We start from the raw sequence: 20624 nt of genomic DNA, 5'->3' as shown, positions 1-20624 counted from the left end.
GAGCGTGACCGGAACGGCGTCCTCAAGTAGCCCTTCGACCTGGTACGGGACAAAAGCAGAGCGTGAACCAACCCCTCGAAATCGTGATCCTCGGCGGTGGCACCGCGGGATGGATGGCGGCTGCGGGGCTGGTCTCGCTCCTGCCACCGAGCCGCTGCCGGATCACGCTCGTGGAATCGGACGAGATCGGGATCGTCGGGGTCGGCGAGGCGACCCTGCCGCACATCAAGAACTTCAATGATTCGATCGGCCTCGACGAAGCCGAGATGATGCGGGCGACCAAGGCGACCTTTAAGCTCGGCATCGATTTCGTCGACTGGGGCGCGAAGGGCTCGCGCTACATCCATCCGTTCGGAATCCACGGGAGCGCAGAGGCGGGCCTCGGCTTCCACCAGCAGTGGCTGCGTTCGCTGGCCGCCGGCCGAAACTGGGACCTCGAGGAATTCTCGTTCGCGTGCATGGCCGCGCGCGCCAACCGCTTCGATTTCCCGCCGACGGGCAAGAGGACGATCAACTCGACCTTCGCCTACGCCTACCATTTCGATGCGAGCCTCTATTCGCAATATCTGCGCCGGCATATCGCCGAGCCGTGTGGCGTCACCCGCATCGAGGGGAAGGTCCGCGACGTCGAGCAGGACGTCGACACGGGCGACATTCGCGCGCTGCTGATGGAATCGGGCGATCGCGTCACAGGCGATTTCTTCATCGACTGCTCCGGCTTCCGCTCGCTGCTGCTGGCCAACAAGCTCGGAGTCGGCTGGGACGACTGGTCGCGCTGGCTCCCCTGCGACCGCGCGCTGCCTGTCCCGACCGAGCGCTGCGGCGACCTGACGCCCTACACGCGCGTCGCGGCGATGAATGCCGGCTGGCGCTGGCGAATCCCGCTGCAGCATCGCACCGGCAATGGCTACGTCTTCTCGAGCCGCTTCATCGACGAGGACATGGCGCGCGAAGAGCTGCTCGAAAGCCTCGACGAGCCGCTGCTCGCCGAGCCGCGCCTGCTCAAATTCCAGGCCGGCCGCCGGCTGAAGTCTTGGGAGCGCAATTGCGTTGCGCTGGGCCTGTCGAGCGGCTTCCTCGAACCGCTCGAGTCGACGAGCATCTACCTCGTCCAGATCGCGATCATGCACCTGCTGCCACTGCTTCCGACAAAGCGGCACGACCAAAGGCTGACCGACGAGTTCAACCGCAGGATCGACGTGGAATATGAGCGCATCCGCGACTTCCTGATCCTTCACTACCACCTCAACAGCCGCGACGACACGGAGCTATGGCGCTACTGCCGGACCATGGAGGTGCCCGACAGCCTGCATCGAAAAATGCGCCTGTTTCGCCATTCGGGCATTCTCGAGCAGTACAACGAGGGGCTGTTCACGCCGCCGAGCTGGCTCGCCGTCTATCTCGGCCAGGGCCTGAGGCCGGAGCATTACAACCCCCTCGCCGACGCGATGCCGCTCGACCGGCTCCTCGGTGAGCTCGACGAGCTACATGGCGACATTCGGGATCGGGTCGACGAAATGCCGAAGCACGCGACCTTGCTCGCGCGTTACGCCAGTGCCGAGCCGGCGAGCGACGCACTGCTCCACGAAGTCGAAGCGCGGCTGTGAGCGGGCGGGTCCAGACCGTCGCGGTCGTCGGCAGGGATGCGCCGGTGTGGCTTGCCGCTGCCGCCGTGCAGCGCGCGCTCGGCCGCACCGGCGTGACGGTTCGTGTGGTGGAGCAGGAAACGCGCCTTGCCGACGTCGACGTCTATGCCGCCGTTCCCTCAATTGCTTCGATGCATCGGCTGCTCGGCCTCGAAGAGCGGTTGGTCCTCCAGGTCTGCAATGCCGTTCCGATGGTGGCGCAGCGGTTCTCCAACTGGGCGAAGGGCGCGCCGCCCTATTTCGTCGCCTATGACGACGAGCCGCCGCCAGGCGGCGACCTGCCGTTCACCCAATATTGGGCCAAGGGCATGCTCGAGGGGCTGCGCGTCGGGCTCGAAGACTTCTCGCTCGGGACCGCCTGCGCCCGGCTGAATGCCGTGCCCGTTCCGCCGAGCGAGCTGGCGCCGCCTTCCGCGAGCTACGGCTATCATCTCGATGCCCCCCGCTATGCCGAGCTCGCGAAACAGCTGGCGCTCCGACTCGGCGCGCAAGGGGCGCCCGCCGGCCTGCGCAACGTCGATGTCGAGGGCGACCGCATCGCCGGGATCGACCTTGCCGACGGGACGCGCATCGCCGCCGACCTGTACATCGACGCGTCGGGTCCCGAGGCGCGGCTGATCGGCAATCTCGGCGGCGCCGGGTTCGAGCCGTGGAGCGAGTGGCTGCCGTGCGACAGGCTTCTGACGGCGAGCGGGCCGCGGTTGCCGAGCCTGCCCGCGTTCAGCCAAATCTCCGCTTTCAAGTGCGGCTGGGTTGGCCTGTTCCCGCTGCAGGACCGCACCGCCATCGTTGCGGCCTACAGCTCGGGCGCGATCGGCGATGCGGAAGTGGTCGAGCTCGCGAGCGTGGTTTCGCGCATGCCGGTCGGCGGGGATGCGGTAGTGAGCGAGCTTCGTCCGGGCATGCAGCAGAGGCCATGGATCGGCAATTGCGTCGCGGTCGGTCAGTCGGCAATCACGCTCGAACCGATCGACGCGCTCGACCTGCACACGACCCACGGCTGCATCTCGCATCTGATGGCGATGTTCCCCGCGGCCGCCGGCGAGTTCCCGGAATCCGAGGCGTACAACCGCTCGGTCAATTCGTTTGCAACCAATCTTCGCGACTTCCAGGCCGCTCATTATTGCCTCAACCGTCGTTACGACGACCCCTTCTGGGACGAGGTTCGTGAAACCCGGATGCCGCCGGGGCTCCAGCGCAAGGTCGATATGTTCGACGCGCGCGCGCTGGTTCCGCTGACCGACGACGAGAGCTTTTTCGAACAGGCGTGGGCCAGCCTCCTGCTCGGAAGCGGCATCATTCCCAAGGGCTACGATCCCCGTGTCGATGGGCTTCCCGATGAAGCGCATATCCAGAAGGTGCAGGAACGCTTGCGCGGCGTTGCGGCGATCGCCAGGCAAATGCCGTCTGTCGAGCATTTCCTCGGCATCGATCAGCCGACGCCGGCACGAGTGAGCGGGCAGGCATGAACACGCTGCGCGACATCGTCATCGTCGGCGGCGGCACGGCGGGCTGGATGGCCGCCGGGGCGCTCGCCAAATGCGTCGGCACGCAGCAGCATCGCATCACGCTGATCGAATCCGAAGAGATCGGCACTGTCGGAGTCGGCGAGTCGACGATCCCCCCAATCCAGCTGTTCAACAAGCTGCTCGGCATCGACGAGGACGAGTTCGTCCGCGAAACCAATGCGACGTTCAAGCTGGGGATCGAGTTCGTCGACTGGCGGAATGTCGGCCATAATTACTTTCACAATTTCGGATTGCTCGGTGCCGACCTGAGGACCGGGATTTCGTTCATCCAATACTGGCTGCGCTGGGCGCAGTCGGGCGGCGATCCCGATCAGCTGCGCTTCAGCGCCGAAGCCCAGGCTGCGCGGCTCGGCAAGTTCGGCCGCACTCCCCCATCGCAGGGCGGCAATCAACCCAACGTGAATTACGCCTTCCAGTTCGATGCCTCGACTTATGCCGCTTACCTGCGCCGCTATTCGGAACGGCGCGGGGTCGTCCGCAAGGAAGGCAAGGTCGTCAACGTCCGCCAGGACAGTCAGACGGGCTGCATCGAAGCGGTCGACATGGCCGACGGAAGCAGTGTCCGCGGCGACTTCTTCATCGACTGCTCGGGCTTCCGTGGGCTGTTGATCGAGCAGGTCTACAAGGCCGGGTTCGAGGACTGGAGCCATTGGCTTCCGAACGACCGCGCGGCCGCCGTGCCGGCCGAGCGCATGACCGATCCGACACCGTTCACCCTCGCCCGCGCGCGCGACTCCGGCTGGCAGTGGCGAATCCCGCTCCAGCACCGCACCGGCAACGGCTACGTTTTCTGCAGCAGCTACATCTCGGACGACGAAGCTACAGCCCAGCTCATGGAGTCGCTCGGCGAGTCCGCGCTCGCCGAGCCGAAGGTGCTCCGCTTCAAGGCGGGCCGACGCAAGGCGCACTGGGTCAAGAACGTGCTCGCGCTCGGGCTGTCGAGCGGATTCCTCGAGCCGCTCGAATCGACCAGCATCCACCTCGTGCAGGCGGCGATCACCAAATTCCTCGATTATTTCCCGCAGCGCGAGCCGGACCCGATCCTGATCGACCGGTTCAATGACGAGATGCGCTTCCAGTACGAGACCATCCGCGACTTCATCATCGCGCATTACAAGGTGACCGAGCGCGAGGACACGGAGTTCTGGCGCTACTGCAAGCATATGAGCATCCCCTGCAGCCTCGCCGAGAAGCTCGAGCTGTTCATGGCGCGCGGCGAGGTGAAGCCCAGATGGGCCGACATCTTCAGCGAGGTCAGCTGGTTCGCGATCCTTTACGGGCAGGGGCTGGTGCCGACCGGGCACCACCCGCTGGCGGACGCAATGTCGGAGGATGATCTCGAACTGACTTTGTCGCGCATCCGCTCGGCCATCAGGCAACGCGTCGACGGCCTGCCGTCGCACGCCGATTTCATCCGCAGCTGCTGCGCCGCGCGGCCGGTGACGACGGCCGCTTGACCTACGCGGGGGTCGAGCTCGGGGGGACGAAATGCGTGGCGATTCTCGCCCCAGGTCCCGGCGAGGTGCTTGCGCGCGAGACGGTACCGACGACCAGCCCCGAGGAGACGCTCGGCGCGATAGCGAATATCCTGTCGAGGTGGCAGTTCCAAGCGCTCGGCATCGCCAGCTTCGGGCCGGTCGATCTCGATCCGCAATCCGCCACCTACGGGCACATCACCAGTACGCCGAAGCCCGGTTGGGCGGGAACGGACGTGCTCGGACCGCTGCGGCACGCTGCGGGAGTGCCGGCGGCGTTCGACACCGATGTGAACGGCGCCGCGCTGGCCGAGATGCGCTGGGGTTCGGGGCGCGGCTTTCAGGATTTCGCTTATGTGACCGTCGGCACGGGCGTGGGCGTGGGACTGATCGCCAATGGCTTGCCGATGCGCGGCTTCGCACATTGCGAGATGGGACACATCCGCGTCGCCCGCTTGCAAGGCGACAAGTTCGCTGGCTCGTGCCCGTTCCACGGTGATTGTGTCGAAGGACTCGCCGCCGGGCCGTCGCTGATCGCGCGCGTCGGTACGGAGCACGTGGCCGGACTTGCGGGTGACGATCCGTTATGGAAGTCGGTCGCGTGGGCGCTCGCTCAGCTCTGCCACACGATCGTGTGCGCCGCAGCGCCGCGTGCGATCGCGGTCGGCGGCGGCGTTCTCGACAACCAGCCGCACCTGCTCAGGCGCATCGAGACGATGCTGGTCGAGAGCCTCAACGGGTACATGACATTGCCGGCTGGAGCGCCCTATTTGCGGGCGCCGGCGCTCGGCCGGGATGCAGGACCGCTCGGTGCAATTGCGCTGGCGATGACCGTCAGGCCGTAGCGCCGATCAGCATTCGTCCGTCGGATTCGAAGCGCTCCCCCGGCTGCAGCAGCAAGCAGTTGCCGGCGTGCGCTCCGTCGAGCGGAATTACCCACCGCTCCCGGTCCTCGAGCGCATCGCTGTCCGTGTGAACCAGGACGAATTGAGGGCCATCGACAAGCGTCCGCCGGTCGTTCGGCTCCACGTGCTGCGCCAAGGTTTCGGGATAGGGCTCCGAGCGCGCCACGGCGATGCCATCGTCGAGATGAAGCTCGCGCGGGCGGCCGTAGTCGTAGAGGCGGTAGGTCACGTCCGAATTCTGCTGGAATTCGAGCAACGAAATCCCGGCGCCAACGGCGTGGATCGTCCCTGCCGGGACCATGAAGAAGTCGCCGGCGCGAACCGGCCGCCAGTCCATCAGCTCCTCGATCGAGCCGTCGAGTGCGGCAGCGCGGAGCTCGTCGGACGAGACTTCGAGCTTCAACCCCAGGCCGAGGCTGGAGCCGGGCTCGGCATCGAGGATGGTCCAGCACTCGCTCTTGCCACGCGCCAGCCCGCGCTCGCGCGCCTGCTCGTCGTCCGGATGGACCTGGATCGACAGCCGCTCGCTGGTGAAGAGATATTTGACCAGCAAAGGCTGCTCGCCCGCGCCGGTGAACCACACCTCGCCGATCCGCTTGCCGCCTGGCGCGTCGAACATCGGCGGAAGCTGAGTCCTGCCCCACGGCTTTTCGACGTAGCGCCGCTCGAGCTTCATGCGAGCACGCGCCGCAGGATCGGCTCGACGATGGTCGCCATCGCGTCATAGCCCGCTTCGGTCGGGTGAACGCCGTCAGAGGCGAGGCCGGGCTTGATTGCGCCGCTGCCGTCGTCGAGCGCAGGATGGTAGTCGACCCACGTCGCGGCGGTCTCATGCGCGACGCGGTGGAGGCGCCGGTTCAGCTCCGCGATCGCGCCGCGCGTCTCGATCGCCGGCGCCCACGGGAAATTCGCCGCCGGCGGTACCGACGCGATGAGCACCTCGATCCCATGCCGCTGCGCGATGTCGGTCATCGCGCGCGCATTGTCCTCGCTCATCTGCGCGGTCATCGGCCCGGTGTTGCCCGCAATGTCATTGGTTCCCCCCATGATGTGCACTGCCCGCGGTTTGAGCGCGACCACGTCACTCATCATCCTCAGCAGCATTTGCGACGTCGTCTGCCCGCCGATGCCGCGGTCGATGCGCCCGCGCGTGAAGAAGCCGGGGCGCTTGTCGGGCCACCCTTCGGTGATCGAATCCCCGATGAAGACAACGTCGACCGGCGCGTTCGATGCGATCAGCGCTGCATTATCGTCGGCGTAATAGCCGACCATTCCGAAGTCGCGGCCGAACCAGCCGTGGAACCAGCTGTTCCAGTCTGCGCCCGGCGGCATCTTCTGTTTGGCCCAGGCCGCGCCCGATGCCAGTATCAGCGGCGCGGCCAGCGCGATGCGGATCAGATTGCGCCGGTTGAATGGCATCACAGCCACTCCGTCAGCGAACAGATTTCTGGCCGAAGCGCGCCGAGCGGAGTCACGCTGGAATCGTCGAACAGCACATGTGCCGGAGCGGCGGGCGTGAATCGCGGCCAACGCGGGAGGTCGCCACCGTTCGGATCGCCGGTGCGGATGAAGTTGATCCAGTAAGGCTTGAGCTGAAGGCCATTCGCGAAGTGAGAATCGCCGAACGCATAGGGGATCTCAGCCGCGTGGGAAGTCTTTCCCCTATGGGGCGCCGCGTCGAATTCGTAGCGCCACACCGGCGCGCCCTTGCCTGAAATCAGTTCGGCCACATGCTGCGCCGGACAGCGGAAGGTGATGTCCGTGCCGATCTGCTCGTCGAGGCTACCGAGGCGCGGATCGTCGGGCGGGTTGGGTTTGTCGGCATGGTAATAAGCTCGGGCAGCCGCCTCGTTACGGCGGAAGGTCAAGGCGATAAGCTGATCGCGATGGGCGCGGTCGGACCCGAACTCGAGCCGATTCGTGCCGACGATCACCGGCCGCGGCGGCGCTTGCTCGAGCAGCGTGCGCGGGTCGTTCGGCAACAGCTTCCCGTCGACGGTGGTGCGAAGCCACATCATTGCGTCCGACACCGCCGCTTCGTCGTGCAGCTTCAGGTCGATGGCGAGCAGCGCCGGAACCGACATCGCCCGCAGCTTCTCGATGCTTCCGGCGGCCTTGAGCAGGTCGTCGGCCTGCATGCCGATCCGCTCGGCATCTTTGAGTGATCTGAACGGCATTCCGAAGCCAGGCGTACCGCTTTCCATGATCGCCTTCTGGAACAGGCCGCGGGCGGCGGGCGCGGCGAGCAGCAGGCTGACGTCCTGCGATCCTGCCGACTCCCCGGCTATAGTGATGTTCGCCGGATCGCCGCCGAACCGGGCAATATTGTCGTGCACCCAGCGCAGCGCGGCGACCTGGTCCATGATCGCGTAATTGCCAGACCCGCCCTGCTCGGCGGTCAACGCCGGGTGCGACAGGAAGCCGAAGATTCCGAGCCGGTAGCGGACTCCGACGATCACCGCCTGCTTGCCTACGTCGGACAGCACGATGTCGTTCGGCCCGCCGGCGCGATTGCTGCCGCCGTGGATCCACACCAGCACCGGCAGCTTGCCGGTCATCGACGGCGTTCGGACGTCGAGCGTCAGGCAATCTTCGTTGCCGATCAGATAGTCGGAATAGTTCCAGTCCTGGCTGTTCTGGATGCACGAGGGCGGCTGAGCCGTGGCGTCGCGCACGCCCTTCCACGGAATGACCGGCTGCGGCGGCTTCCAGCGAAGTTTGTCGACTGGAGGAGCGGCGAAGGGGATGCCGCGGAATAGATGTCCGCCGTTCCACTCCGACCCGCGGACGGAGCCGCCGTCGACCGGCACCACTTGCGCCCGTGCCGGCACGCTCATCAACGTTGCCAAGACCGCAAAGAGAAGATGTCGCATAGGGCAGAGTTAGCGCTAACCGCGCCGCTTGTGCGACCCATTTTTCGCTGCCAATCTGCCGCGCAAATTCGAGAGGGATCAACGTGCAGCAAGAGCGGCAATCGGCCGGCGTCACCGGCGCCTTCATCATCGTCACATGCCTGTTCTTCGCCTGGGGTTTCATCACCGCCTTGAACGATCCGCTGGTCGCGGCGGTGAAGGGCATCTTCACGCTAAGCCGCTTCGAAGCGCAGTTCATCGCCTTCGCCTTCTTCATTGCCTACGGGATTATTTCATTTCCCGCCGCGGTGCTGTTGCAGCGCTTCCGCCCGATGCCTTCGATCGTCGCCGCGCTGGTGACCATGATCGTCGGCTGCCTGATCATCCTGATTGCCGCCAACGTCGCGATCTTCCCGCTGGTGCTGGTCGGATTGTTCGTGCTGGCGAGCGGAATTACGATCCTGCAGGTCGCTGCCAACCCGCTGGTCGCGGCGCTCGGCGACCCGGCCCGCAGCCACTTCCGACTGACGCTGAGCCAGACCTTCAACTCGCTCGGAACTTTCATAGCCCCGATCCTCGGAGCGCACCTTTTCCTAAAGGGCGTCGAGGTCAAGGAGGGGGTGGTGGTCACCGATGCGGTGCGCGCCAACGCGCTCGGGGGCATCGACACGGCTTATTTCTGGCTGTGCGGCCTGATCGCCGCGCTGACCCTGTTCATGTGGCTGCTTCGCCGTACCGTCACTGCTGCCTTGCCCGAGGAGCGCGACGCGAACCGCCAGGGCCTCGGCGCGGTGATCGCCGACGCCTTCTCGTCGCGCTGGGCGATCTTCGGCGGCATCGCCATCTTCCTCTACGTCGGCGCAGAGGTCGCGATCGGCACCCAGATGACCGCATTCCTCAACGACAACGCGATTTGGGGCCTTTCGGATGCGCCGTTCCGCGTCCCGCTGCTCGGCGCGACCATGGGCAGCGACGGCGTTCATGGCGTTTCGGTCGAGGAAGCGGGCAAGGCCGTCGGATTTTACTGGGGCGGCGCCATGGTCGGACGGGCGATAGGCTCCGCGCTTCTGGCACGTGTCTCCGCGCCCAAGCTGCTCGCCGCTTTCACGGCCATCGCAACGCTGATGTGCCTCTACGTGGTCTTCGTCGGCGGCGTCGGTGCCGGCTTCGTCGCGCTGTCCATCGGCCTGTTCAACTCGATCATGTTTCCAGTGATCTTCACGATCACGCTCGAGCGGTCGAGCGCGAGCGTAGAAGCAACGTCCGGCCTGCTGTGCACGGCGATCGTCGGCGGCGCGCTCATCCCCCTTGTCGTCGGCAAGATGTCGGAGCTGACCAGCTACCATTTCGCGCTGATCGTGCCCGCGGCCTGCTACGCGGTGCTGTGCGCCTTCGCGCTCGCCTCCTACCGCGCGCGCATTCACCTGAGCGAAGAGCCGGCGGCAGCGACGATTCACTAGCCGGCAGCGATCCGCCGCTCGATATACTCGCTCGCGAGCGGAAGCCGCTCGGCCGCGCTTTCGTATGAGCCGCGCAGCTCCGCCATTGCGCGCAGCACCTCGGACTGGGGCAGCGCGGTCGCGAGCGGGTCGGCCCTGGCGGGGATGATGTTCTGGCCGAGCATCACGGCGACCCAGCTTGGCACGTCGAACAATTCTTCGTTGTAGCGGAACACGCGCCCGTGCTCTCGGAACAGCTCGATCTTGTGCCGGAGCGAGTCCGGAAGCTCCATCTCGCGCATCCGCCTCCAAAAAGGCTCGCCGCGCATGTTCGCGAAATAATGCAGAATGATGAAGTCACGCGTTGGCTCGTAGCTGCTCGCCATCGCGCGGTTGTATTCGTCGCGCTCGACCGGGCTGACGCCATGGCTCGGGAAGAGGCTGAGAAGCTTCTGGATGCCGTGCTGGATCAGGTGGATGCTGGTCGATTCGAGCGGCTCGAGAAAGCCGGAAGAGAGGCCGATGGCGATAACGTTCGCTTCCCATGCCTTGCTCCGCCGACCCGCCTTGAAACGCAGCAGCCTCGGTTCCGCGATCGGCGGCGCGTCGAGCGTGTCGAGCAGGATCCGCTCGGCCTCGTCATCCTCCATGAAGGCGCTGCAATAGACATGACCGTTGCCGGTGCGGTGCTGGAGCGGGATTCGCCACTGCCAGCCGGCGGGATGCGCCGTCGTCCGCGTGTAGGGGAGGAGAGGCTCGGTCCGTTCGGACCCGACCGTCACCGCGCGGTCGCACGGAAGCCAGTGCGACCAGTCCTCGAACCGCACGCCGAGCTGCTGCCCGAGCAGCAGGCTGCGGAAGCCCGAGCAATCGATGAACAGATCGCCGCGCACCCGTCGGTCGTCTTCGAGGGTGACGCCGGTCACGATGCCAGTTTCGCCATCCTGCTCGACGCCGACGATGCGGCCTTCGATCCTCTCGGCGCCGCGCGCTTCGGCGTAGCGGCGGAGGAACTTGCCGTAGGCGGTCGCGTCGAAGTGGAAGGCGTAGGCGATCTGCGACAGCGCATCGGACGGATCGGGCGACGGATGGCCGAAGCGGTGGCGCGCGGCAGCGGCCGCCGTCATCGAGTAAGCGGCGAGCGGCCCGACCGAGGGCTCGCTCCGATGAGCGAGCCACAGCTGGTGGAGCGGTACGCCGTTGAGCGGACGGCCGATCTGCCCGAATTGGTGGAAGTAGCGCTCGCCCGGAATGGTCCAGCCGACGAACTCGATCCCGAGCTTGTACGCCGCGTGGGTCTCGCGAAGGAACTCGCTCTCGTCGAGCCCGAGCTGGAGGTTATATTCGAGGATCGGCGGGATGGTGCCTTCGCCGACGCCGACCGTGCCGATGGCTTCGGATTCGATCAGTACGATGCGCCGGCCGCTCCCCCCGAGGAAGCGCGACAGCGCCGCGGCGGTCATCCACCCTGCGGTACCGCCGCCGACCACGACGATGCGCCGGATTGCCCCTGCTTCAGCCATTCGCGATCACTAGGGCGTTTGGGGGCGGATGAAACCCCTCGCTACGGCCGCGTGTACGGCACCCAGTCGCCGAGCACGCAAGTCGGGCCGGGGATGATGGCTCCCGGCTCGAGCGCGCGGATACGGTTGTTGCGGCAATATTGCATCCCGTCATCGGCCTCGACGATGATCGTGTTGAACATGCTGAGGCCCGGGCATGCGGCCGGCAGATGGTTGATGTAGATGGTGCGCCCAAAGCCGTAAGCGAGAGTCTGCGGATCGAGCACGCGCAGATTCTCGGATCGGTTGCTCGAAATGCAGGTCTGCGGCGGGCCGGCGACGCGTCCGGCGGTTTCCTGCGCAAGCGCGGCTCCGGGCGGCGTGACGGGGCGGGAGCAGCTCAGCGAAAGTGCGGCGGCGGCGATGATCATCAAAGCGCGCATGGGGGGCCTCCTGCAGGTGGAACGCACGACGGCTGCCGGCCGGTCCCCGGGGTCAGGAAGCCTGGCACGGTATCGAAGTGAATCGCCTTATACCAGTTTAGATCGCGATGCGGCGCGCGGGTTCCCGCGGGGAGCGGCAGATGGGAGACGCTCTGCCAGTAAGCGATCGAGGCGTCGCGCCACCATTGCGCTTCCACGGCTTGCCGGTCGAGCTTCGCGGCAACCGCGATGTGGCGGGAAGGATCGACCAGCGGGCGGATCAGATTCCACTCGCGCTTTATCTCCTCGACCGCCGCCAGACCCTGGTCATAGCGGCCGATGAGTTCGTTCCAAAGGCTACTTCCGGAGCGCATGCGATAAGTCCACGGCACATGATGGAACCACAGGAGATCGTCGTCGGAGACGCATTTCAAGTCTGCAAAGCAGCGGCCAACCGCTGGCGCATATTGAGCGACGGCATCGCTGCCGCTGGGGGTGCGGTCGAAGCCGATGCCGCCTGCATCGGCGCGGTTGTAATAGGTCGGGTTCCACAGCGCTGCGGGCTGGTCGCTGACCCAGGGTCCGGGACCATAATGATGGTCGCTCGCCATCTGGTGGGAGAGGCCGAGCGGGGTCATGGTGTCGACCACTGCCTGCCGCGACTTCATCATCATGGCGACGACCGGCCTGACGAGCCGCGGGTCGTTGCCCCAGGTCATTCTAGTCCAATCCTCGGCGATCCCCGCCGGATCGGCCGATGGATCCCACGCAAGCCTCCCAAGCGCGTACCAATTGGCCTGGTCGAAATCGGAACCGCTCCAGTTGCGATAGCTCCCGACGTTCGCAACTCCGGCGATCGCCGACAGCGAGTCCACCACCATGGACGACGGATGGGGGCGCGCGGTGCGGCTGCGCAGCACCTCCGACCACATCGTGCCGAGGTAGGCGAGGTGCGTGCTCTCGCCGAGATATTCCTTGGTGATCTGCACTTCCATCGCGAGCCGCGTGTTCGGCATCGCCCCGAACAAGGGATGGAAGGGTTCGCGCGGCTGGAAGTCGACCGGGCCGTTCTTCACCTGGACGATGACGTTCGGCGCGAACTTGCCGTCGAGCGGCGCGAACTCGGCATAGGCCTGCTTCGCTCGGTCTTGCTCGGACGCGTCGGAATAGACGAACGCGCGCCACAGCACGGTGCCGCGGTGCGGCTCGAGCGCGCCGGCGAGCATGTTGGCGCCGTCAGCATGGGTTCGGCCGTAGGTCTGAGGCCCCGGCTGGCCCTCGGCAGTGGCCTTGACGAGGAAACCGCCGAAGTCGGGAATCAGGCGATATATCTCGTCGGCCTTCGTTCGCCACCAGGCGCGCACGCGAGGGTCGAGCGGGTCGGCGGTCGTCAGGCCGCCGATTTCCTCGGGCGCCGAAAAGCGCGCCGACAGGTACACGTGCAGGCCGTACGGCCGCCACGCTTCGGCGATCGCCGCGACCTTGCGCAGATATTCGGGCGTGAGAATTCGCGCGTCGGCGTTGACGTTGTTGAGAACCGCGCCGTTGATTCCGATCGAAGCGTTGGCGCGAGCATAGTCGATCAGCCGCGGTTCGATCGCGGGCAGCCGCTCCCAGTCCCACAGCGAGCGGCCGGAATAGCCGCGTTCGACCGTGCCATCGAGATTGTCCCAATGGTCGAGCATGCGCAGCGGGACCGCCGGCGCGTCGCACAGGTCGAGGCGGGCGGAAAGCGAGCGCGTCTGCATTAGTCGCAGGAGCGCGAAGGCGCCGTAAAGCAGACCGATGTCGCGGTTCGCTGCGATGAAGGTGACCGGGTGACCGTCAATGCGCGTGCTCTTCAGGCAATAGCCTTCATCGCCGGCTCCTTTGAGCCGCGAGGGCGTGGAGGTACGGAGAATGATCGCGCCGTCGCTCAGCCGAGTGGCCGGTGGACGTCCGAGCATTCCGAGGAGGCCGCGCCGAAGTTCTTCTGCTGCGGCGCGTGATGTCGGCGAACGGGACTCGTCGACGATCGATGTGGCATGGGCCGCATATGCGGCGCGCCACTGGGCTTCGACGGTCCGGTAGCGCAGCCACAGGTCGTAGCCGTCCTCCGCCGCTGCCGCGCCCGGCGCCAGGACGAGCATCACGAACGGCAGCAGCCGAATTGGAGTCGTTGACAACACCCGCGGCAGCCTAGCATTGGTAGCGCTATCATAGGAGGGGTGATGGAGCTCAGTCGCCGCCAGGCGCTCGCCGGCGGAGCCGCGCTGGTCGCGAGTGCTGCCGTCGCGGCGCCGGCCGCGGCTTGCCGATGCGCGGCGGGGCCGCAGCCGCGCCGATCGCCGGGCCGGCGACAATCAGGCCGAACGCGAACAACAGGGCCAGGCGAGGCGTGGACACGATGCGTCCCCTTGGACGGGCGATACGGATGCTATGCCTCGCGGCGACGGCTTGCCATGCAAAGTCGACGGATGGCCGCCACATTCGACCGGAAGGCACTGCCTTGTCGAGCATGGCGGATGGTCGCGCCGGGCGGACAGCCGGAACGGAACGGCCATCCGGTGCGTTTGTGACGGGGACGAAATTTTCCGGGAATTCAGATGCAAACGCCGCACATCATCGAACGCGCCTTCCAGCTCGCGCCGGACTTCTCCAGCGTCGAGGAGATCAGGAAGGCGCTGAGGCACGAAGGTTATACCAACATCGACGCGCATCTTTCGGGCGCCTCGATCCGGGCCGACCTCAAGAAGCGGTTCGCGCAGCCGCCCGAGGCCTGATCGCAGGTCCAAGCGGATAGGAACGGCGCCCCCGAACGGCTATAAGCCCGCCGAAGCAGCGCATTCCCGCGCCGCAGGAGAGCAGCCATGGCCAAGGGCCAGCAGAGATCGAGCAAGGAAGCGCGAAAGCCCAAGAAGGCCAAGGTCAAGACCAACGCCTCGCAGCCATCGCAGAAGGGCGGCCAGCGCGGCCTGGAGAATCTGAAGAACGATTAGGAGCGTGCGGTCTGTTTGCCTGCTCAAGTCCGAACGGCGATTTCCACTTGCTCGGGACGGACGCGATATCGGAGTGCAACCGCTCGCCTGGCTTCGTCGATCGACAGTCCGGCCAAGGCGGAGCCGCGCGCGCCCTTTGGCGCTCGTGGGATGGCCACCGGTGTGAAGGTCACCTGACGGCGCGTGAGGGACAGCTGCTCGGTACGCCAACCCTCGTCCAGCCATGCATTGGCTTGAACATGGCCGCCGCCGACCTGGTTCGCCCACCATGCCTGATATGTGCGCGCGCTCTTGGGTAGGGTGAAGCCGAGGATTGCTTCTATTCGATCGAAGCTGAACGTACGGCTCGAATCCCGGCCAAGGCCGGACAGATGCTCTCCTAAACGATCGTATTTGGGCATTACTGCGCTCCCGTGTTCAACCGACGAAAAGTACATACTTTAGGACATACTATCGCGCAAGAGGCGGATGCTGAGGTGATTCCCATGCCGCTGGAGAACTGGATGAGTCCTCTCCGAGTCCTGGTCGACGCCGATGCCTGTCCGGTGAAGGAGGAGGTCTATCGCGTCGCGTACCGGCGCGGGGTGCCGGTGCGGGTGGTGAGCAATTCATGGCTGCGCGTGCCCGAGCATCCGCTCATCGAGCGGGTGCTGGTGTCGGACGCGTTCGACGCGGCGGACGACTGGATCGTGGAAGCGGCAGACGCCAGGACGGTGGTGGTCACCGGCGACATATTGCTTGCCGACCGCTGCCTGAAGAAGGGCGCGACGGTGATCGGCAATAACGGGAAGCCATTCACGAGCGCGAGCATCGGCGGCGCGATCGCGACGCGGGCGATCATGGCGGACTTGAGGGCCGGGGCCGGCATGACCGGCGGGCCGGCGCCGTTCGCCAGGGCCGACCGGTCGCGGTTCCTGCAGGCGCTCGACAAGGCGCTGGTGCGGTTGGGGAAATGATGCGGTTCTACTTCGCCGGCGGCGCCTTGGCCGGCGTGTCCTTCACCTCGACCAGCAGCGCGATGTAGGGCGTGGTGCCGATGTTGAGCGTGTCGTGGAGCGGGGAGAACTCACCCCAGTAAGTGTCGCCGGTCTTCTCGTCATAATCCTGGTGCGTGCCGTCGGCCTCGGTCACCCGGATCTTCGCGCCCGACAGCACATAGCCGACGCGCGGCGGGTGCGTGTGCCAATGGTCGAGCGCGCCGGGGAGCAGGGTGTATTGGAGGACGCGGACATGCTCGTTCTCGAGCAGCAGCTTGAAGTTGCCGGGTGAGGAGACGAGCCCGTCGACCGGGCCGGTGGTGGCGGGCGGTGGTTCGGCGACTGGTGGCGCGGCTTGGGCCATGGTGGCGAGCGAAAGCAAAGCGGAAGCGGCGACTAAGGCAAGCGTCAGTTTCATAAGACCCCCCGATCTTTCTGCGCCGTGGTGGCGCGCGGCGAGTTTACATGGCGAAGTTCAGCGAGACCATTGTGTCAGGATTTGTCTCCCCCGAATTGCCGGCACCCGCGGTAGATCGGTGCGGCTTGATCAGTGTTTCCAAGGCAGGGAATAGTAAAGTTCGACGACCGCCTGGTACGCAGTTTCGAAGTTTGGGAGCTCATCGACCTCCTGCAAGAGGGTGTCCCATTCGCTCGACGCCCTCCGCCTGACTTCCTCATTCTCCAGAGATGTTTTCGTCGGTTCGATGCCCCGGGAGCGGCATTTCTCTTGAAACGTTTGCAACAGTAACGCCTTGGGGATGGATTCGACGTCGGCGTTATTGATTAGGTAGTAGAGGTCGAAAACGTCCTGCCTCCGGTAACGATCTCGCGTCACCTGCTGGAGAAGGGCTCTGAATTTTTCCGCAACAAGGTCATGCAGAGAATAAACCAATATCTCTGCATCTACGCCCTTCATTTTGACCGACTGAACGCACGATATTGGCTCATTGAAGCTGATGTCTGCATATAAGACATCAGCGCACGTACCGGCGTCGAGACCTGCTTCCTGCTTGGACCCAACATAGGCGTACGCGAATTTCGCTTCGACAGCGGGAAAATCAGACTCGGTGAAGTTGTTTTTACGCGGACGAAACTTAACTGACTGCATTCTGAGTCGAAGTCCGGGAAAGCCTAGCTGCGCCGCGGCGCGAGGGAACGCCTCTTCGAGTTCGTCACTTAGTCGCTCTGGGAATTTGAGGTCCGGCGTGCTTGTTGTTGAAAAATCCAAGTCGGCCGTGTTGCGTCCGCTCGCGTATATCGCTCCTACGAGAATCCCTCCTTTGAGGTAAATTTTATTGTGGCATGTTTTCGTCATGCCTAGCGCGGCGAGAAACACCTCAGTGGCTTCCCGTTCTCGTTCGACCTGCGGGTCTCCAGCTGCCGCAGCACTCCATTCAGTCAGGTCGACCTCTAGTGTTTCTTCCTGTTTCTCCGGATCAGACATTGATCGAGATCATCCACTTTTCGGAATGCGCGGGGCTGAATGGCTTTTGTGGATCGAGAATGCGACTGCCGCCGCGCTGCGCAAATGAGGTCCACTTTTGTACTTTGCCGTCTCGTACACCAAGTCTTTCCTCTAGTATGTAGCCGGCCCGTACCTTGACGATTTGGCTTTCGCCCTCATCGACGTTTTCTATTATTTCTTCGAGATATTTGGGTGCATGGTCTTCGAAGACGTCCAAAACGTGTGGCATTCCCCCGCACAGCTCTGGGCTGGAAAGCATGTCGTAGAATGTCTGCCCGATGGAGGAAATGCGCGCGAACGAGTTTCGCAATTGTGTGAAGCGCCCGAAGCACTTCGTTGAGAGCGTTGATAGGCGCCTACCGCGAACTGAGCTCGGATGGTGCGTTCTTAGCAATTTGAAACCAAACTCATCGTATTCCGGCGAACGCTGAAGAATTTCTGCCCTTGTCGTCCGCCAATATGCGTCATCGGATCGAGTGAGATATAGGTCTGTCGGCCGTCGATTGGTTAGGCCATATGTTTGCATAGCGGACAGATGAGAGATGTAGACGGTCTGGTCGACCAGACAAACAATCTCATCGGCCGAACGATCGGGAACCGTGTTGACGCGCCAAAATCTTCGATAATCGGCGTCTCGGCCGATGATTTTTTCGGCCTTGAGAATTGATCGAGTTCTATCGAAAGCCCCGAGAGTAGGTCGGTCGCCGCGTAAATATCGGACTTTCCCTTCGCCATACACTTCTTCCATTGCGCGAATGATCTCGACATCGGCAACGACAGGCCGACCCGCAGAGCGTAGCTTGTTTGCAACCGCCTCGGCGAGGTTCGTCATCCGCTTGCGGTCAACAAATGGCTTGGCAGTTTCCATGCAGCGTCCTACCCTCACGTCCTTAGGACGTGAGGGTAGGACGCTGCGTACATGTTGTCAAACGAACATGCTTGACAAGTGAGCGTATCCCCATATATACGTCCTTAGGACGTATATATGGGGATACGCGTGTAGAGTTATATGAGTTAACGTGCGTGATCAGACCTTACGGAACGATGGGGACGTACAAATCCCCGCCCTCGCGATAAGACTCTGACATCCTCGCCATCCCGGCTTCCGCTTCTTTGACGGTGAGCGATTGCTTAAGCGGCGCATTCTGCTTCGCAGCAAAATCTCTCACTTCTTGCGTGATCTTCATCGAGCAGAACTTGGGGCCGCACATCGAGCAGAAATGCGCGGTCTTGGCGCCTTCCGCCGGGAGCGTCTGGTCGTGATATTGCTCGGCGGTTTCGGGGTCGAGCGACAGGTTGAACTGGTCGCGCCAGCGGAACTCGAAGCGTGCCTTCGATAGCGCATCGTCGTGCGCTTTCGCCGCCGGGTGGCCCTTGGCGAGGTCGGCCGCGTGGGCTGCCAGCTTGTAGGTGACGACTCCGACCTTCACGTCGTCGCGGTCGGGGAGGCCGAGGTGCTCCTTGGGCGTGACGTAGCAGAGCATCGCGGTTCCGAACCAGCCGATCATCGCGGCGCCGATACCGCTGGTGATATGGTCGTAGCCCGGCGCGACATCGGTCACGAGCGGGCCCAAGGTGTAGAAGGGCGCCTCGCCGCACGCGGCGAGCTGCTTGTCCATATTCTCCTTGATCTTGTGCATCGGCACGTGGCCGGGGCCCTCGATCATCACCTGGACGTCGTGCGCCCACGCCTTCTTCGTCAGCTCGCCGAGCGTGTAGAGCTCCGCGAACTGGGCCTCGTCATTGGCGTCGGCGGTGCTCCCGGGGCGGAGGCCGTCGCCGAGGCTGAAGGCGATGTCATAGGCCTTCATGATCTCGCAGATCTCGTCGAACCGCTCGTAGAGGAAGCTCTCGCGGTGGTGGGCGAGGCACCATTTGGCCATGATCGAGCCGCCGCGGCTGACGATGCCGGTGACGCGCTTGGCGGTCAGGGGCACGTAGGGGAGCCTCACGCCGGCGTGGATGGTGAAATAGTCGACGCCCTGCTCGGCCTGCTCGATGAGCGTGTCGCGGTAGATCTCCCAGGTCAGGTCCTCGGCGACGCCGCCGGTCTTCTCCAGCGCCTGGTAGATGGGGACGGTGCCGATCGGGACCGGCGAGTTGCGGACGATCCATTCGCGGGTGTCGTGGATGTTGCGGCCGGTCGAGAGGTCCATGACCGTGTCGGCGCCCCAGCGGATCGCCCACACCATCTTGTCCACCTCGGCCGCGACGTCGGAAGCCACGGCGCTGTTGCCGATATTGGCGTTGATCTTGACCAGGAAGTTGCGGCCGATCGCCATCGGCTCGGTTTCGGGGTGGTTGATGTTGACGGGAATGATGGCGCGGCCGCGGGCGACCTCGTCGCGGACGAACTCGGGCGTAACGAAGTCGGGGATGGAGGCGCCGAAGTCCTGGCCGTCGCGGGTGACGAGCAGCTCCTCGCGGCCGAGGTTCTCGCGGATGGCGACATATTCCATCTCGGGCGTGACGATTCCGCGGCGGGCGTAGTGCATCTGGGTCACGTTGGCGCCGGCCCTGGCGCGAAGCACGCGCTTGCGGACGTTGGGGAAGGGCGAGACCCCGCCCGACCTGTCGGGGCCTAGCTGGCCGTTATCCTCGGGGCGCGTTTCCCTCGCGTCGACTTCCTCGACGTCCCCGCGGGCGCGGATCCAGGCGGCACGCAATTCGGAAAGGCCAGCCATGATGTCGATTCGGCTGGCCGGGTCGGTGTAGGGGCCGCTGGTGTCGTAGAGGACGACCGGCGGCTCGCCGCTCGACGGCTCGAGGTCGACGGCGCGCATCGCGACCCTGCGGTCGCCGATGTGGATCTTGCGCGAGCCGCGGATCGGGCCGGTGGTGACTTTGAACTCGGTTCTGGCTGGGGCGTCGCCCATCTTCTCTCTCCCTCCACCGGTGCTAGCCGGATCAGGTTCAGCGGGTCGCGGCCGGATTGCCGCCTCTCAGCCAGTAGTTGGCCGCCTCGAAAAATCTCGGCGGGAATGGCTCCCCGGGGAAGAGTCGGCCTTAGCCCCGCGCCGGCGGCGGCGCCAGCCTCGCGTCAGCCGTGGGGGTGCGCGACGCGGACGTTCATCGCCACCGAGATCCGCTCGCCGCCGCCCTGCCAGGGTTCGACGCTGTGCGACAGCCAGCCGGGGAACAGCACCATCAGCCCTTCCCTTGGCCGGATGTCGGCGCGAAGCTCGGGGCCGAGGTTGCGGAAGCGGACGCCGGGCGCGTGCATCCTCAGGCCGGGCATGCGCGGGTCGTGGAGCACGAGCTGTCCGCCTTCGCCCTCGCCGACGCGGACGTAGTAGACGGCGGCCCAGTAGGTCCCGCCGTGGACGTGGGGCATGTTGAACGCGCCGGGGCCGCTGACATTGGCCCATGCCTCGACCTTCCACGGCGGGGCGGAGCCGTCGCCGCGCTGGGCGTGAGCACTCGCGAGATCGAGC

20 protein-coding genes and 1 riboswitch are annotated in these 20624 nt (G+C 64.9%); of the genes, 8 read left to right on the top strand and 12 right to left on the bottom strand.

The window, feature by feature from the left end; all coding sequences use genetic code 11:
* Positions 1-62: 62 nt before the first annotated feature.
* The 4 genes from GH737_RS01790 to GH737_RS01775 are packed head-to-tail and all read left to right on the top strand — an operon-like array spanning position 63 to position 5495.
* Positions 63-1607, top strand: a complete 1545-nt coding sequence (locus GH737_RS01790; protein ID WP_230558571.1) for a tryptophan halogenase family protein — start codon at positions 63-65, stop codon at positions 1605-1607.
* Positions 1604-3115 (top strand): tryptophan 7-halogenase, encoded by a 1512-nt coding sequence (locus GH737_RS01785; RefSeq protein WP_155263149.1) that lies wholly within the window; start codon positions 1604-1606, stop codon positions 3113-3115. Before GH737_RS01790 ends, GH737_RS01785 begins: the two co-directional genes overlap by 4 nt.
* A complete protein-coding gene (locus GH737_RS01780) occupies positions 3112-4632 on the top strand; it encodes a tryptophan halogenase family protein (RefSeq protein WP_155263148.1) in 1521 nt (506 codons plus the stop codon). Before GH737_RS01785 ends, GH737_RS01780 begins: the two co-directional genes overlap by 4 nt.
* Positions 4629-5495 carry an ROK family protein gene (locus GH737_RS01775; protein ID WP_155263147.1) on the top strand — a complete coding sequence of 289 codons (867 nt, stop codon included), beginning with the start codon at positions 4629-4631 and terminating at the stop codon, positions 5493-5495. Before GH737_RS01780 ends, GH737_RS01775 begins: the two co-directional genes overlap by 4 nt.
* Here GH737_RS01775 and GH737_RS01770 read toward each other — a convergent pair.
* The 3 genes from GH737_RS01770 to GH737_RS01760 are packed head-to-tail and all read right to left on the bottom strand — an operon-like array spanning position 5485 to position 8392.
* Entirely contained in the window at positions 5485-6231 is a 747-nt protein-coding gene (locus GH737_RS01770; RefSeq protein WP_155263146.1) for a class I mannose-6-phosphate isomerase, read from the bottom strand. The genes GH737_RS01775 and GH737_RS01770 overlap by 11 nt on opposite strands.
* Complete coding sequence (locus tag GH737_RS01765) at positions 6228-6974, bottom strand: GDSL-type esterase/lipase family protein (protein ID WP_155263145.1); 747 nt, start codon at positions 6972-6974, stop codon at positions 6228-6230. The genes GH737_RS01770 and GH737_RS01765 overlap by 4 nt, the downstream gene beginning before the upstream one ends.
* Complete coding sequence (locus GH737_RS01760; RefSeq protein WP_196232920.1) at positions 6974-8392, bottom strand: carboxylesterase/lipase family protein; 1419 nt, start codon at positions 8390-8392, stop codon at positions 6974-6976. Before GH737_RS01760 ends, GH737_RS01765 begins: the two co-directional genes overlap by 1 nt.
* Positions 8393-8511: 119 nt before the next feature.
* Between GH737_RS01760 and GH737_RS01755 the strand changes: the two genes are divergently transcribed.
* On the top strand, positions 8512-9867 hold the full coding sequence (locus GH737_RS01755; RefSeq protein WP_155263143.1) for an MFS transporter: 1356 nt from the start codon (positions 8512-8514) through the stop codon (positions 9865-9867).
* Here GH737_RS01755 and GH737_RS01750 read toward each other — a convergent pair.
* Genes GH737_RS01750 through GH737_RS01740 form a run of 3 tightly spaced genes read right to left on the bottom strand, consistent with a single transcriptional unit; the run spans position 9864 to position 13899 of the window.
* Complete coding sequence (locus GH737_RS01750; protein WP_155263142.1) at positions 9864-11369, bottom strand: tryptophan halogenase family protein; 1506 nt, start codon at positions 11367-11369, stop codon at positions 9864-9866. The two genes, GH737_RS01755 and GH737_RS01750, sit on opposite strands and share 4 nt — an antisense overlap.
* A gap of 41 nt (positions 11370-11410) precedes the next feature.
* On the bottom strand, positions 11411-11791 hold the full coding sequence (locus GH737_RS01745) for a hypothetical protein (RefSeq protein WP_155263141.1): 381 nt from the start codon (positions 11789-11791) through the stop codon (positions 11411-11413).
* Positions 11779-13899: an alpha-glucuronidase family glycosyl hydrolase gene (locus GH737_RS01740; RefSeq protein ID WP_155263156.1), complete on the bottom strand. Its 2121-nt coding sequence runs from the start codon at positions 13897-13899 to the stop codon at positions 11779-11781. The genes GH737_RS01745 and GH737_RS01740 overlap by 13 nt, the downstream gene beginning before the upstream one ends.
* 456 nt (positions 13900-14355) lie before the next feature.
* On the opposite strand from GH737_RS01740, the gene GH737_RS01730 reads away from it, so the two are divergent.
* Together GH737_RS01730 and GH737_RS15965 are read left to right on the top strand one after the other, a co-directional pair.
* Complete coding sequence (locus GH737_RS01730) at positions 14356-14532, top strand: hypothetical protein (protein WP_155263139.1); 177 nt, start codon at positions 14356-14358, stop codon at positions 14530-14532.
* Positions 14533-14619: 87 nt separating this feature from the next.
* Positions 14620-14748, top strand: a complete 129-nt coding sequence (locus GH737_RS15965; RefSeq protein ID WP_275401939.1) for a hypothetical protein — start codon at positions 14620-14622, stop codon at positions 14746-14748.
* A 23-nt stretch (positions 14749-14771) separates the two neighbouring features.
* On the opposite strand, the gene GH737_RS01725 is transcribed toward GH737_RS15965, so the two are convergent.
* Positions 14772-15149 (bottom strand): DUF7662 domain-containing protein, encoded by a 378-nt coding sequence (locus tag GH737_RS01725; RefSeq protein ID WP_155263138.1) that lies wholly within the window; start codon positions 15147-15149, stop codon positions 14772-14774.
* A gap of 102 nt (positions 15150-15251) precedes the next feature.
* Here GH737_RS01725 and GH737_RS01720 point away from each other — a divergent pair, with 102 nt between their 5' ends.
* Entirely contained in the window at positions 15252-15704 is a 453-nt protein-coding gene (locus GH737_RS01720) for a YaiI/YqxD family protein (protein WP_155263137.1), read from the top strand.
* A gap of 7 nt (positions 15705-15711) precedes the next feature.
* Here GH737_RS01720 and GH737_RS01715 read toward each other — a convergent pair whose 3' ends face one another.
* From GH737_RS01715 to GH737_RS01695, 5 genes are all read right to left on the bottom strand, one after another.
* Positions 15712-16143 carry a cupin domain-containing protein gene (locus GH737_RS01715; protein ID WP_155263136.1) on the bottom strand — a complete coding sequence of 144 codons (432 nt, stop codon included), beginning with the start codon at positions 16141-16143 and terminating at the stop codon, positions 15712-15714.
* 129 nt (positions 16144-16272) lie between these two features.
* Complete coding sequence (locus GH737_RS01710; protein WP_155263135.1) at positions 16273-17169, bottom strand: nucleotidyl transferase AbiEii/AbiGii toxin family protein; 897 nt, start codon at positions 17167-17169, stop codon at positions 16273-16275.
* Complete coding sequence (locus GH737_RS01705; RefSeq protein ID WP_155263134.1) at positions 17162-18058, bottom strand: hypothetical protein; 897 nt, start codon at positions 18056-18058, stop codon at positions 17162-17164. Before GH737_RS01705 ends, GH737_RS01710 begins: the two co-directional genes overlap by 8 nt.
* Before the next feature lie 166 nt (positions 18059-18224).
* Positions 18225-20066 carry a phosphomethylpyrimidine synthase ThiC gene (gene thiC, locus GH737_RS01700; RefSeq protein ID WP_155263133.1) on the bottom strand — a complete coding sequence of 614 codons (1842 nt, stop codon included), beginning with the start codon at positions 20064-20066 and terminating at the stop codon, positions 18225-18227.
* Positions 20058-20192: riboswitch (TPP riboswitch) on the bottom strand. (Overlaps the previous gene by 9 nt.)
* A gap of 38 nt (positions 20193-20230) precedes the next feature.
* Positions 20231-20624 (bottom strand): TIGR02466 family protein (locus tag GH737_RS01695; protein WP_196232919.1); only part of this gene is annotated, 394 nt, incomplete at its 5' end.

The sequence above is a fragment of the Sphingomonas segetis genome (genome assembly GCF_009720245.1).
GTDB classification, from domain to species: domain Bacteria; phylum Pseudomonadota; class Alphaproteobacteria; order Sphingomonadales; family Sphingomonadaceae; genus Sphingomicrobium; species Sphingomicrobium segetis.
Note: the sequence above shows the minus strand (reverse complement) of the source record. Positions and strands in the feature narration are given on the sequence as shown.